This is a genomic window from Microbulbifer sp. CAU 1566 (assembly GCF_023156515.1).
GTDB lineage: Bacteria > Pseudomonadota > Gammaproteobacteria > Pseudomonadales > Cellvibrionaceae > Microbulbifer.
In genome coordinates, this window is record NZ_JALNMG010000005.1 from 117,660 (window position 1) to 131,518 (window position 13,859).

The window sequence follows — 13,859 nt, forward strand, 5'->3', positions numbered from 1 at the left end:
GCGGTCACTTTTCCCGTAGAATGGCCGCCCGCACAAAATTTGAACAAATCTTGATCGAAGTATGACGGCATCCAGCAATTCCAACTCTGGCCTCACCAGTAACACCGACAGCAGCACCGATGTATCCGGAAACGCCGGACAGACGCCTGCCGAGCGCAGCCGTGCCCTGCGAGACACCCTGGGACACTTCGCTACCGGTGTAACCGTGATTACCACATTGGACGCCAAGGGCCAGCCGGTGGGTATGACCGTCAACAGCTTCAACTCCGTTTCCCTGGATCCGGCCCTGATCCTCTGGAGTATCGACCGCGCCTCCCTCAGCTACGCCGCCTTTACCGAGGGCGAGCGCTTTGTGGTGCATATATTGAAGGGCGACCAGCAACACGTGTCCAACCTGTTTGCCGGTCGCGGTGCCGACAAGTTCGGCCAGGTAAAGTGGCACGCCGGGCCCGGCAATGTACCGCAACTGGATGACTGTGCGGCAATGTTCCACTGCCGCCGGGCACAGAATATTGACGGCGGCGATCACACCATTCTGCTGGGCGAAGTACTGGAATTTTCCGCCAGTGGTGGGGAACCCCTGGTCTTCCACCGCGGCAGCTACCGCGCACTTGCCGGAGACTGAGCCGCGGCGATAACCCCGCTGCGCGGCCATTCCCTCCCTGAATTGGTCTCTGATGAGAGCAACCAGCGGGACAACCTTTCCTACCGTTATATCGAGACAGCGCTCCCGCCGGAATTTGTATAAAAATTCCGACGGATTCTTTGTTTCGCTGTCACCTCGCGGTCATACTTTTGGTACACCCTTGGGAGGCCTCCGCAACCGTGGACGTCGAAATGCACACCGCCAACACCCTGTTCTGCTTCGCGCACCGTGGCTATCCCAAACGCGCCACGGAAAACACCCTGCAGGCCATCACCCACGCACTGGAATTTGATATAGACGGTGTGGAAATTGATGTGTGGAATGTCGGCGGCGAGCTGATCGTCAAGCACGACCGTCGACTGGGCAGGTTACTGGCGGGCCAGGAACTGCTCACGGAAATGGCCCCGGCGGCCCTGCGCAAGATGCTACTGCCCGGTGGCGAGCAGGTACCGACCCTGCGCGAGGTACTGGAGCTGATCGGCAATAACGTGCAGCTCAATATCGAACTGAAAGGGCCCAACTGTGCGGCGCTGGTGGCAAAAGAACTGGAGTCCTATATTCGCGACGACGGTGCCAGCTACGAGCAGTACATCATTTCGTCCTTTGACCACCGCCAGGTTTACGAGTGCCTCAAGCTGATTCCCCAGGTGCGCAGGGGCGTGCTGATCGACGGCGTGCCGCTGGATCTCGCCGCCTGTGCCGAGCCACTGCAAGCCTACTCGTTACACCTCAGCCTGGATTTCGTGTGCCCGGAAATCATTGCCGATGGGCACAGGCGCGGGCTCAAAAGCTACGTGTTTACCGTCAACTATCCCCATGACCTGAGCCTGGTTGCCGCGATGAAAGCGGATGGCGTTTTTACCGACGAGCCGCAATTGATCATGGACTACAACCTGGCGAAAACCGCCGAAGTTCTGGCTCGCCAGGTCAAGCCCGCAGGCAAGCTCAACCAGACAGGCTAGAACCCGGCTGGGCTGATCACCGAAACACTATTGCTGCTGATCCAGTACCGCTAACAACTGCGCTACGCTGGGGCGTGTCTTGTAATCCTTGGACACGTGGGCCCACCGCACGGTACCGGTTTTGTCCAGCAGGAAAATTCCCGGCGCCGCAATCTTGTGGTGACCACGTCCCGACCAGGCTTCCAGGTCAATGCCGTAACCCTTGTATTTCTCCGCGGTGGCATCGTCAATCTGCACCACCACATCAAAGGCTTCATGCGCCTTGAGATCCGGATCGGAAAGCACCGGGAAGGGAATCTCATACGTCGCCTTGGCCAGGGCACTGGCATCCGGCTTGTCGGCACTGATCAGCACCGGTGTCACCCCGCGCTTTTCAAACTCCGGCCAGGCCTCTGCCAGCTGACGAATTTGCACATTGCAGTAGGGGCACCAGCCACCGCGGTAAAACACCACCAGAATCGGTGCCTTGTCTTTCACCAAGCCATTGAGGGATACCTGATCGCCCTTGTGGGTGGACACCGAAAAATCCGCTGGCCGGCTGCCCACTTCAAGCCCCGCTTCCCCGATCCCAAGGGACTCGGCCGGCGTTGCCGCCAACTCCGGCAATTTCTCCGGAAGCCGAACGTCCTGTGCAGAGAGCCCGCTACTCACAATCGCAGTTAGCAGGCCGATCATTAGTTGGCGAATCATCGATGTATCTCCTGTGGGTGTTTCTCAGGTTGCAAGCGCCCCAAGATACAGGACTTTTCTGACCGGAAACAAAATCCTGCGGTTAATTGTTTGTCTATTTGACGAAAGCAATGCCATCCGCTGATAACATGAGCGGCATTCTCTAACCTGCCCAGTGAGACAGCCATGACCAGCAGCGCCGCACAGCCTATTCGCCTGACCCAGTACAGCCACGGTGCCGGCTGCGGCTGCAAGATATCCCCCGCGGTGCTCGACCGGATTCTCGCTGGCAGCGGCTCGCAGGTCGCCGATCCCAGGCTTTGGGTGGGCAATAGCAGCCGTGACGATGCCGCGGTCTACGCCCTCGACGAGGAGCGCGGCGTGGTATCCACCACCGATTTCTTTATGCCCATCGTCGACGACCCCTTCGACTTCGGCCGCATTGCGGCCACCAATGCCATCAGCGACATTTACGCCATGGGCGCAGACCCGCTGATGGCCATCGCCATACTCGGCTGGCCCGTCAATGTGCTGCCGCCGGAGGTCGCCCGTGAGGTCATTCGCGGCGGCCGTGCCGTGTGCGATACCGCGGGCATTCCGCTGGCCGGGGGCCACTCGATCGATGCGCCCGAACCCATTTTTGGCCTCGCGGTAACCGGGGTGGTGGAAAAGCGCCGCCTCAAGCGCAACGATACCGCCACCGCCGGCTGTAAACTCTACCTGACCAAACCCCTGGGGATCGGCGTGCTCACCACCGCTGAAAAGCAGGGCAAGCTGCAAGATGCCGACATCGGCGTGGCCCGCGACCTGATGTGTACCCTCAATCGCCCGGGCAGCCAGTTCGCCCGTATTGAGGGAGTCAAAGCCATGACCGACGTCACCGGCTTCGGCCTGCTCGGGCACCTGGTCGAGATGGCCGACGGCAGTGGACTGAGCGCCCGCCTTGATTACGCTGCCGTACCCCGGCTCCCCGGTATCGAACACTATCTTGAGCTGGGGTGTATTCCCGGCGGGACCGGACGCAACTTCGAGAGTTACGGCCACCGGGTTCAGCTGGCCGATGAAGGCCAAAAGTTACTACTCGCAGACCCTCAGACCAGTGGCGGTTTACTGGTTGCGGTCGAGCCGGCCAGCGAACAGGAATTTCTCTCCGCTGCCAGCGACAGCGGCCTGGCGCTCTCCCCAATCGGCGTACTGGAAACGCGCAGTGCCAGTGACGCACCTGCGGTGCTAGTGGTATGAGTAGCAATTCCGTGAAGCGCGCCGACAGTGCCGATTTTCGGGAAATATTCCTGAACGACTTGCCCCTGATCGATACCCGCGCCCCGGTGGAATTCAACAAAGGTTCCTTCCCCACTGCGGTGAACCTGCCACTGATGACCGATAGCGAGCGCCAGAAAGTCGGCACCTGTTACAAACAGCAGGGCCAGCAGGCTGCCATTGCCCTCGGCCACCAACTGGTGGGCGGCAAGATCAAAGAAGCCCGGGTCGCCGCCTGGGCAGAGTTCGCCCGCCGCCATCCCGAGGGCTACCTGTTCTGCTTCCGCGGGGGCCTGCGCTCCCAGATCAGTCAGCAGTGGCTGGATGAAGCCGGCCTGCCCTTTCCACGGATTAGCGGTGGCTACAAAGCCATGCGCAGCTTCCTGATCGAGGAGATCGAGAGCGCCGTGCGCGACTGTCGCTTTACGCTGGTGGGCGGTATGACCGGCACCGGTAAAACGGAAGTGCTCGCACAACTGGACAACGCCATCGACCTAGAAGGCCACGCCAACCACCGTGGCTCCAGCTTTGGCAAAAGAGCCACGCCGCAGCCGCCACAAATTGCCTTTGAAAACGCCCTGGCTATCGACCTGCTCAAGCGCCGCGCCCTCGGCCAGCAACAGTTTGTGCTGGAAGATGAAAGCCGCCTGATCGGGCGATGCTCGGTTCCATTTAATCTCCATCAGGAAATGCAGCAATCTCCGGTGATTTTTCTCGAAGACACACAGGCCAACCGGGTGGAGCGGATTTTGCGGGATTATGTGATTGATCTCTGCGCCGAGTTTGTCGCCGAGCAAGGGGAAGAAAACGGGCGGGAAATGTTCGCCAGCGCTCTGCGCCAGAATCTGGCGAACATTGCCAAGCGGCTCGGTGGTGCGCGCTACCAGTCACTCGACAGCTGCATGCAGCAGGCGCTAGCGCAACAAATCGAGAATGGCAGCGTCGACTACCACCGGGAGTGGATCATTGCCCTGCTGCAAGATTACTACGACCCCATGTATCAGTATCAACTGGCAAAGAAGAGCGAGCGCATCGTGTTCCGCGGCGACCAGCAGGCGGTGGTGGAATATACCCGCGCGCAGTTCGCTTAAAAATGCAGGCAGGGTCTGTGTTCAGGTATCCAGCCAGCGAAACATGGCCGCACGAATTTTCGGGAAATAGGAGCCTCCCACTGTCCAATGGCAGGCGCCGGGGATTTTGATCAACTGTGCCCGATCGCCATACATGGCCGCAATCCGCTGCTGGATTTTGAACGGCGTAATACGATCGTCACTGCCGCCAATAACCAGTACCGGACAGCGCACCGCATCAGTGTCGACCCGGGAAAAGCCGCCGCGGAACAGTCCACCAACACCAATCTGAAAGGTTGCCATACCCGACTCATAAGTAGCCAGATCCAGTATCTGCTGCTGGGTTGCCGCACTCTGGGAATTGGCAACACCGTAGCGAATATTCGCCGCGCGCAACTGCGTAACACGCCGCCACAGTGGGAACAGCAACAGGTTGCGCCCAAGGGTCCGGATCATGGACCAGCTCCAGCCATTGATACCGCCAGGTGCTGCCGACGACAGCAGCACCAATCGATGACAGGCAACCCGTGCCGCCACCAACTGTGCCAGCAGCGCGCCCATGGAGTGCCCTACCAGAATTGGCGCCACCTCCAATGCGCGGATGCGGGCGACGATGAAATCCACATAGTCCTGCAAGCTTGCGCGGGCAAGGCGCGCCTTGCCCGCCTTATCGTAAGTCGATTTCGGCTGGTGAAATGGCAAGGTCAACGCCTCGACGGCATAGCCTTTTTCCTCGAACGCCGCCTTGACTTCCTGCATGACGGCCGAAGTGGCCCACATGCCGTGGATCAGCAGTACCGGTGGCTTGGAGTGCTCAGTATTCAAAGCAAAATTTCCACAACCGGACTCAGGCAACCGCGCTGAGTTCACCTTTCGGGGCCGGAACATTTTCTGCGGCGGCTTCGAACTGCAGCACGCCATCGTCTACCGCATCCTCGGTCAACATTTTCTTGTCCTTGCCGTAGTGCATGGTGAGTTTCCAGGGACCATCGCGGCCCTGTCGCGGCATGCGATCTTTGGCGCGGCTGATATACCCCGGAGAGAATGCGTCCAGCATACCAGTGCCGGTTGCGTTATTTTCCGTATCCACTGGCCGCGCTACAGCGAAACCGCCCTTGTGCATGTGCGACAGAAGGCGACAGAAATAGCGGCCGCCGATATCGCTCTTCAGGGTCCAGGGAGCATTGGTGTAACCGAAAATCCACAGGTAGTTGGGGATATTTTCAATCAGTATGCCCTTGTAGGTCATCTTTTGCGGCAGATCCACCGGCTTGCCGTTCAGCTTCACCTGCAGATCACCCATCAGCTGTACGTCCAGGCCTGTGGCCGTCACGATCACATCGGCTTCAAGATGCGCGCCAGACTTCAACACTATGCCATTTTCAGAAAAATGGTCGATTTGATCGGTGGCGATATCGGCTTTACCCGAGCGCAGCACCTCGAAAAAATCCCCGTCCGGTGCCGCACACAAACGCTGCTCCCAGGGTTTGTAATTGGGAGAAAAGTGCCGCATATCAAAGTCCGGCCCCACCCGCTTGCGTACCTGTGACAGCAGCAATTTACGCATCGCATTGGGCCAGCGCTGGCATGCCAGAAACAGTCCGCGTTGCAGCAGCACATTGCGCATACGCGTCATTTTGAACACCCAGCGCTTGGGCAGGAATTTATTCAGAAAAACAGACAGGGTATCCGTATCCGGCACCGCCATTATGTAGCTCGGCGAACGCTGCAGCATCGTGACTTTGGCGGCCTTCTCCGCCATTGCCGGTACTACCGTGATCGCCGTAGCGCCACTACCGATGACCACGACTTTCTTGCCGGTGTAGTCGAAGTTTTCCGGCCAGTGTTGCGGGTGCACAATGTCGCCCTTGAAGGATTCCTCGCCCTCAAAGCGCGGACGATAGCCCTGATCGAAATTGTAATAGCCGGCGCAATTCACCAGGAAATTACAGGTAAAGGTTTTCGTTTCTCCGGAAGCTTCATGCAGTGCCGTCAGGGTCCAGAGCTGTTTGGCATCAGACCAGTCGGCACTGACAATTTTCAGGCCGTAGCGCACCTTGTCGTATAGGCCGAATTGGCGCGCCGTTTCCACAACGTAATTGCGAATATCCCCACCTTTGGCCAGAACCTTGTCGGAATACCAGGGGTTGAAGTCAAATCCGAAACTCGCCATATCCGAGTCGGAACGGATACCGGGATATCGAAACAAATCCCAGGTGCCGCCCATATTTTCCCGGCGCTCGAGAATGCAAATACTTTTATCGGGATAGGCTGCCGCTACGTGGCAGGCAGTACCAATGCCGGAGAGTCCGGCGCCGATGATAATGATCTCATTGTGCATCGCTGACATATTGGCCTCTTTTTATATCTATTGATGACCTGAAGAGAACAATATTTATCCATTTCCATTTGACATTATTGACGAATCGCGACATATTTTTGACGAATCGCGACAAGCCGCGCTCATCGCGATCCTATCGGTGCCAGCTGCGCCACCGGCGCAGTACAAATACCAGCGGCGGTATCTTATGAGCAGTCTTATTCGGGCGACGAACCTGCGGGGATATGACGAACTGGTCAGAATTCGTGGCGGTGATCCACTGCCACTACTGCGCCGGTATCGCATAGCGGCAGAGGAAGAAAGGGACGATGAATCCTTTCTGATCTTCAAGGATATGATGGCGCTATTTGAGGATACTGCGGAAGCATTGCACTTCCCGGAATTCGGCCTCCGACTCGCGGAGTACCAGGGGATGGATATCCTTGGGCCTATCTCGGTCATCGGCCGCAGTTCTGCCACCGTGGGTAGCGCGGTCGACAGTATCGCCCGCTACCTCCCCCTGCATTGCTCGGCCCTGTCACTCTCGCAAACCCTGGAAGAGACTGAACTCGGGCAAGTCATCAAGTTAAGCTACCACATTAATGAGAAAGAACTGGGCAGCAGTATCCAGGCGTATGAACTTGGCATGTCAAACGCCATGCAAGTCATGAAACTCCTTTGTGGAAAGGACTTTGTCCCGCTCGGTGTTTTTTTTATGCACCATCAGCTGGGCGATTCCCGGATATACCGCGATGTCTTCAAATGTCCGGCACATTTCCAGCAAAACTGGTGCGGCTTTTACTTGCCCACGTCGACATACTCCATCCCCCTGTCGAGCGTCGACCACCAGACGTGGCAACTGGCCGAACACTACCTGAATTCACAAAAGCTCCCCGATGCGAATACCATTACTGAAGATGTCACACGGCTGATCCGCAGCCTGTTGCCAACCGGCCAGTGCAATAACGATACCGTCGCTTCATCCCTGTCCATGCACAAACGCACCCTGCAAAGAAAGCTCGCAAAAGAGAATACGACATTTGAGCAGCTACTCACTGAAGAAAGAAGGAAGCTCGCTCGGGTTTATTTACAGGAGCCGCACATGAAGCTTAGCCAGATTGCCGGTCTTCTTGGTTATTCGGAACAATCTGCACTAAATCGCGTATGCCGGGACTGGTTTGGCACCACGCCACAGAGGCTTCGCTCGCAGCTTCGTCATAACCGAAAATAAAACCGTTTAATTCGCCATTACTCAATAGTGCTTTTCCGCTGGTGTTCTTAACCAGTACAAACGGATCAAACAAGATGCCACCCGTGGTATCAAAACCCACCTTTGCTCAGCCGAAATCCTGTTTCTTCATCCACGGAATAATCCGCTCAAATGCCCGCTCGATATTTTCGATGGAGGTGGCGTAACTGAAGCGCAGTGCATTGCGGCTGCTTTCACCGAAGGTGTCACCGGCGATGGTACAGACGCCGGTTTCACGCAACAGGCGCAGGGCGACATTGTTGCCATTCACCCCTTCCGGCAACGCCGGAAACATGTAGAAGGCACCGTCCGGCACATAGCCTTCCAGGTAGGGTGTCTGATCGACGAGTTCCACCAGGCGATTGCGGCGTTTTTTGTAGGTCTCCACCGTATCGGCCACAAAACCGCGATCGCCCTTGAGCGCAGCCACGCCTGCCCACTGGCAGGGGGTATTGGCAACGGTGGTGGTAAACATATGGTAGCGGCGCAATTTGCGAATGGCGCCCTGACTGGCAATCAGCCAGCCGATGCGCATACCCGCCATACTGAAGGTTTTGGAAAAACTGCTCATCACCATGACGTGATCCAGGTCAGAACAGCAGGAAAGCACACTGGCGTAATTGCTGTAGCCGAGATCATCGTAAATCAGATGATCGTAAACCTCGTCGCTGATGACATAGATACCCCGGTAAGCGGCCTCTTGCACGATGGTTTCCACCGTTTCCCGCGGGTAGACAGTACCGGTCGGATTGCTGGGGGAGTTCAGAATAATTGCATGGGTGTTGCTGTCGATCGCATCAATCACTTCCTGGGGGTCCAGCTGGTGATTGTTTTCCGCACGGGTGGGAATGTATTTCACTTCCCCGCCATTCATACGAATTAGCGGTGCATACAACATAAATGAAGGGTCAGGCACGATAAATTCTCGCCCCGGTGCCGATACCGCCGTCAATGCCAGGTAAATAGCCTCGGTGGCGCCGGTGGTGATCAGGATATTTTCCGGCGTAATACTGCGCCCGGAACGTTCGCTGTAATACTCCGCCAGTGCATCGAGTAATTCCGGCAGCCCTGCATCCATAGTGTATCCGGTCTGCCCTGCGTGCAGCGCATCCACGGCCGCATTGACGACATGGGGCGGTGTAGGCGCGTCCGGTTGCCCGATGGAAAGATGAATTACATCTTCCATGGAGGCCGCCATATTCACCATTTTACGAATGCCTGGTACGGGGATGGTCAGTAGCGCGGGGTTCCAGACCGGGTCTTCCGACTCGTAAAAATCAAAATCCAACCGGCTCACAGGCTCGCCCCCGTCGCTGCACCCTGTTCAACATGTTCATCAAACAGCGCCGGGCGTTTGTCGGTAAGCGGCGCAGCCAGTTGATAGGCGTGAGCCGCCTGCAATACAGCCGTATCGTTAAAACGTGCGGCAACCAACTGCAGTCCGATCGGCAGGCCCGCACCATCGAAACCGCAGGGAACCGAGATCGCCGGTTGCCCGGTCATATTGAAGGGATAGGTAAACGGCGTCCACGACGGCCAGCGGGTGCTGGGCCAGTCTTCCGGCACTTCCCGCCCGGCCTTGAACGCGGTGATCGGCAGTGTAGGGGTCAGCAGTAAATCGTATTTTTTGTGGAATGCCGCCATGCGTTCGCAGAGTCCCGCGCGTTCATTGACAGCCTCGAGATAGTCCAGCATGGAAAGTTGCGCTGCCTTCTCAGACACGGCTACCAGTTGCGGATCCATCAGACTGCGCTGCTTTTTGCCGATGTCACGGAGCGCGTTGGCGGCGCCGCCGTAAAACAGGTGTCCGAAGGCCGCCAGCGGGTCGTCAAATCCCGGGGCCACCTCGGTCACTTCCGCTCCGAGGGACTGTAGCAGTTTTGCCGCCGCGCGCACGCTTTCCTCTACTTCGCGATCTACCTGCACATAACCGAGTGTTGCACTGAAGGCGATGTGCACACCGCGTAACAGATCCTCGGGTTCACCGTTCAGCGCCGACAGATAATCGATATTGCGCCGCGGTATGGCGTTGGTATCCCGACTGTCCGCTTCCGCCAGTACATTCATTAACAGTGCGCAGTCCGGTACCGTCCAGGTCATGGGGCCTGCATGTGCCAGGGTGCCAAAGGGGCTCGCCGGCCAGTGAGGTACTTCACCGAAGCTCGGCTTTAACCCCACCAGACCACTGAAGCCCGCGGGTATACGGATGGAACCACCGGCATCGGTACCCAGCGCCAGTGGGCCCATTCCCAGGGGAACCGCAGCCGCACTACCGCCACTGGAGCCTCCGGCGGTTTTCTCGGGATTCCAGGGATTACAGGTGACGCCATCGACCGGGTTGTCGGTTACCCCCTTCCAGCCAAATTCCGGCGTGGTGGTTTTCCCCAGTGGAACGGCGCCGTTGCGATTGAGTGCCGCGACGCTGGGCGCTTCCTTGCCCAGGGTGGATTTGGGATCAATGGTTTTCGACCCTTTGATGGTGGGCCACTGGGGTGTCAGGAAAACGTCTTTAATGGCAACGGGAACGCCGTCCAGTAGGCCTTTGGTATTCCCCTGCTGGTAGCGCTGTTCGGAATCCCGGGCCAGATTCAGGGTGGTTTCGGCGTCCACCAGGTTGAAGGCATTCACCACCGGGTTACAGCGCTCTATCTGTCGGAGCATGGCCTGGGCGGCATCGACCGGGGAGAATTGCTTGTCTTGGTAACCTTGCAGTAACTCCAGGGCGGACATGCGCAGCAGCTCGGTCATCGGGGTTATTCTCCGGCTAGGGTGATCTCTGTCGTTTTTGTGACAACTCCCCTAATGTAGACCTAATTCGCGCCTGTTCGTTGAAATTGACGTAGAAGAAGCCGCCCCGATTTTGCAATGCTTACTCGCGGTATCAATTTACAGCCGGGATTCGCAAAATTCCTACACTCCCGTCAGCGCCGGCACCAAGAATCAGATTGTTACCTGCCGCCAGGGTGTAAAAGCCCGCTCCCGCTAAAGCCTGCCAGCTGTTTCCAGCGTCAAAAGAAATATCGCTGGCGGTCTTGCCGCTGGCGACACACAGGCTGTCAATGCAGGCCATAGCGGTACGCAAACCGCGCTGTCCATTATCCGCGACTTGCCACTCGCCGTTGGATAACTGCACCAGGTTGTTGTAGCGGCCGGGTCTGTCCTGGTAGTCGCCGCCCAGCACAAAAACACGCCCCTGTGTGTTCAGCGCCAGTGCGTAACCGCCGGATGTCTGGGTTTTCTGATGCAGCGGCACCGGGCTGCGCTGCCAGCTCTGGCCGAAATCTTCACTGCTATACACCGACGCCGCGAAACCACCGGTGGTAAACCAGGCCTTGCCCCCCGCCCCGCTGATCAGGGTATTGCCACTGGCCGCGAAGGCGGCCTCTTTGGGCAATATTGCAGGAATCTTGTTCTCGCCAACCCGGGTCCAGCTGCGACCGCCATCTTTCGTTATCCTGACCACATAAAAGCCGTCGACCGGGTCCCCCAGTAACAGGCCGTGGTTGCGATCCCAAAAGGCAATGGAATCGAAAAATCCGGTTTCATCCGGGTTTTCATACAACAATTGCCAACTGCTACCGCCATCCTCGGTCAGATACAGGCGCGAGTCACTGCCACTCCCCACGCCCATAACAATCGCAGTGTCATCGTCAAACAACTGGATATCCCGAAAATCCGTTGCGGGTAAATCCTTGACTGAAACATCCTGCCAGCTTTGCCCACCATCCACCGATTTGAATACCGTGTTGTCGGTACCACTGACCCAGAGACTCCCGGGGCCAACAGCGCTACCGCGCAGCGATGCCGGTTTACTCAGTTCCGCCCGTTGCCATTGGACCGTCTCTCCCGCAGTGCTGGAAGGCGTTGCAAAAGCAAGACTATTTGCAAAAGTAACCAGACCACCAGTGAGTACGAAAAGCAGCGAATAGATTGACCGATACACGATAAGTCCTCAGTAATTATTGTTATTTATCCACAGCGCCTTTGACGCAAGGACATTCACACCCAATATCAGTGGTGTCATAGCAGCAATACAAGTTCAGCTGGTTCAACCAGAGACTGCCGGCATCGAAATACCGTAACGTTGCGCCAAAGACTGCAGATCTTCAACGATGGTCGGGTAGAGATTGACCCCATTCGCCAGCTGCTCGCTGCGCAATTGCCAGGCGCGCTGGCCGGGCACCCTTGGCGCGGCACCATCATCCGTATCACAAGCTTCCCACAGCTGAGTCAGTGCGGCCACCTGTCGCAGGAAATTGTGCGAGCTGCCAAAAGCGGCGGGATCTATAACCTGCAGGAAAACAGAGTTTGCCTCATCGTCATCTGCCACTGCATCCGCGCGGCCATAACCTCCGAGCCCCATGGAAAGTATCTCAAGCATGGCCGACAGCGCCGCGCCCTTGTAACCGTGATCCGCACCACCCACCGGCAATATGCTGCCGCCCTGGTTAAACGCCGCCGGGTCATCCGACAGCTTGCCATCGCGGTCCTTCAAATACTGGTTGGGCAGTTTTTTCCCTTCCCGCTCGGCGCGGGCCACATAGCCCCCCGCGGTCACCGACATGCTGATATCAAACAATAATGGGTAGTCAGCGGCCGGCGCACAAAAGGCAATGGGGTTGGCCGAAAACAGGGGGGTCTTACAGCCCTGAGGAGATACGGTTCGCTCTGCGGGGGTGGAACAGGTCAGGATGGCAACGCAATTGCGCTCTACAATTTTTGGCAGATAGGCCGCCAGACAGGCGATGTGTTGGCTGCGGCGAATAGTCCCGGTAACCACGCCATACTCGCCGACACGCTCCAGGGCCTGGTCGAGCGCCTTGTTCACTACCCAGGGGCCGGGAAGAAAATCCGCATCCCAGTTAAAACAGTTACCCCGGTCGGCGAGCACATGGGGTTCACCGGTCAGGCGGGAAGCCCCCTGCTCCAGCCAGCTGAGATTACTGGCAACCCGATGCAGGCCATGGGTCGTAAAGCCCATCAGGTCAGCCTGCAGAAAGGTTTCTGCCATGACATCTGCTCGTTCCGGAGCCAAACCCGTAGTGGCGAAAAGATCACTGGCAAATTGCTTGAGGGATTCTGCGCTGTAACGATGTGTCATTGGTTCTCCTGTCTGCGACGCTAATCGGCGCCTACTGATTTTTTTCTACTGGAAACTTATGCTCGGAAATACGCAGCTCAGTGATCCGACACTTTTCCGCGCAAATTTTTTATCTGTCCGCGCCGCGACTTGTGCTGCAACCGGCGTTCTTTGGAACCCTTGGTAGGCTTTGTAGGCAAACGCTTTTTCGGCGTTTTCAAAACGCCTTCGATCAGTAGGCTCAAACGTTCCAGGGCATCGGCCTTGTTCTTTTCCTGAGTGCGGAAACGCTGCGCCTTGATGACCACTATGCCGTCGGAGGACACTCGCTGGTCGCGTAAATTTAGCAGACGCTGTTTGATCTCTTCCGGCAGGCTCGAATTGCCGATATCAAAACGCAGGTGAATGGCCGAAGACACTTTGTTGACATTCTGCCCACCCGCCCCCTGCGCCCGCACCGCGCTGATCTCTACTTCGCTTTCGGGAATTTGAATCTGGTTAGAAATAATCAACATGAAAAACTCTCTGGATATTCGCGCAAAGCCTAACCTTGTCCATCAACTATGCTCAAACTGTACGGCGTCAAAATTGCTGGTCGGAAAT

At 57.2% G+C, this 13,859-nt stretch carries 13 protein-coding genes; 5 read left to right on the plus strand and 8 right to left on the minus strand.

What is annotated here, in order from left to right; genetic code table 11:
* Window positions 1–61: 61 nt before the first annotated feature.
* On the plus strand, window positions 62–625 hold the full coding sequence (locus M0G74_RS13435; RefSeq protein ID WP_248217986.1) for a flavin reductase family protein: 564 nt from the start codon (window positions 62–64) through the stop codon (window positions 623–625).
* A gap of 200 nt (window positions 626–825) precedes the next feature.
* Window positions 826–1,608: a glycerophosphodiester phosphodiesterase gene (locus M0G74_RS13440; protein WP_248217987.1), complete on the plus strand. Its 783-nt coding sequence runs from the start codon at window positions 826–828 to the stop codon at window positions 1,606–1,608.
* Between the two features lie 27 nt (window positions 1,609–1,635).
* On the opposite strand, the gene M0G74_RS13445 is transcribed toward M0G74_RS13440, so the two are convergent.
* The gene (locus M0G74_RS13445) at window positions 1,636–2,298 is read right to left on the minus strand and encodes a peroxiredoxin-like family protein (protein ID WP_248217988.1); all 663 of its coding nucleotides are present in this window, start codon (window positions 2,296–2,298) and stop codon (window positions 1,636–1,638) included.
* Window positions 2,299–2,463: 165 nt separating this feature from the next.
* Between M0G74_RS13445 and selD the strand changes: the two genes are divergently transcribed.
* Both selD and mnmH read left to right on the plus strand, forming a co-directional pair.
* Entirely contained in the window at window positions 2,464–3,519 is a 1,056-nt protein-coding gene (gene selD / locus M0G74_RS13450) for a selenide, water dikinase SelD (protein WP_248217989.1), read from the plus strand.
* Complete coding sequence (gene mnmH / locus M0G74_RS13455; protein WP_248217990.1) at window positions 3,516–4,628, plus strand: tRNA 2-selenouridine(34) synthase MnmH; 1,113 nt, start codon at window positions 3,516–3,518, stop codon at window positions 4,626–4,628. The genes selD and mnmH overlap by 4 nt, the downstream gene beginning before the upstream one ends.
* Window positions 4,629–4,649: 21 nt before the next feature.
* Here the strand turns inward: mnmH and M0G74_RS13460 are convergent, their stop codons facing one another.
* Entirely contained in the window at window positions 4,650–5,432 is a 783-nt protein-coding gene (locus M0G74_RS13460) for an alpha/beta hydrolase (RefSeq protein ID WP_248217991.1), read from the minus strand.
* 22 nt (window positions 5,433–5,454) lie between these two features.
* On the minus strand, window positions 5,455–6,957 hold the full coding sequence (locus M0G74_RS13465; protein WP_248217992.1) for an NAD(P)/FAD-dependent oxidoreductase: 1,503 nt from the start codon (window positions 6,955–6,957) through the stop codon (window positions 5,455–5,457).
* Window positions 6,958–7,135: 178 nt separating this feature from the next.
* On the opposite strand from M0G74_RS13465, the gene M0G74_RS13470 reads away from it, so the two are divergent.
* Window positions 7,136–8,158: an AraC family transcriptional regulator gene (locus M0G74_RS13470; protein WP_248217993.1), complete on the plus strand. Its 1,023-nt coding sequence runs from the start codon at window positions 7,136–7,138 to the stop codon at window positions 8,156–8,158.
* A 106-nt stretch (window positions 8,159–8,264) separates the two neighbouring features.
* On the opposite strand, the gene M0G74_RS13475 is transcribed toward M0G74_RS13470, so the two are convergent.
* From M0G74_RS13475 to arfB, 5 genes are all read right to left on the minus strand, one after another.
* Window positions 8,265–9,473: an aminotransferase class I/II-fold pyridoxal phosphate-dependent enzyme gene (locus M0G74_RS13475; protein ID WP_160154276.1), complete on the minus strand. Its 1,209-nt coding sequence runs from the start codon at window positions 9,471–9,473 to the stop codon at window positions 8,265–8,267.
* Window positions 9,470–10,924 (minus strand): amidase, encoded by a 1,455-nt coding sequence (locus tag M0G74_RS13480; protein ID WP_248217994.1) that lies wholly within the window; start codon window positions 10,922–10,924, stop codon window positions 9,470–9,472. The genes M0G74_RS13475 and M0G74_RS13480 overlap by 4 nt, the downstream gene beginning before the upstream one ends.
* Window positions 10,925–11,057: 133 nt before the next feature.
* Window positions 11,058–12,119 carry a hypothetical protein gene (locus M0G74_RS13485; RefSeq protein WP_248218000.1) on the minus strand — a complete coding sequence of 354 codons (1,062 nt, stop codon included), beginning with the start codon at window positions 12,117–12,119 and terminating at the stop codon, window positions 11,058–11,060.
* A gap of 105 nt (window positions 12,120–12,224) precedes the next feature.
* Window positions 12,225–13,277 (minus strand): Ldh family oxidoreductase, encoded by a 1,053-nt coding sequence (locus tag M0G74_RS13490; protein WP_160154279.1) that lies wholly within the window; start codon window positions 13,275–13,277, stop codon window positions 12,225–12,227.
* A gap of 77 nt (window positions 13,278–13,354) precedes the next feature.
* Entirely contained in the window at window positions 13,355–13,771 is a 417-nt protein-coding gene (gene arfB / locus M0G74_RS13495) for an alternative ribosome rescue aminoacyl-tRNA hydrolase ArfB (RefSeq protein ID WP_248218001.1), read from the minus strand.
* Between the last annotated feature and the right edge of the window lie 88 nt (window positions 13,772–13,859).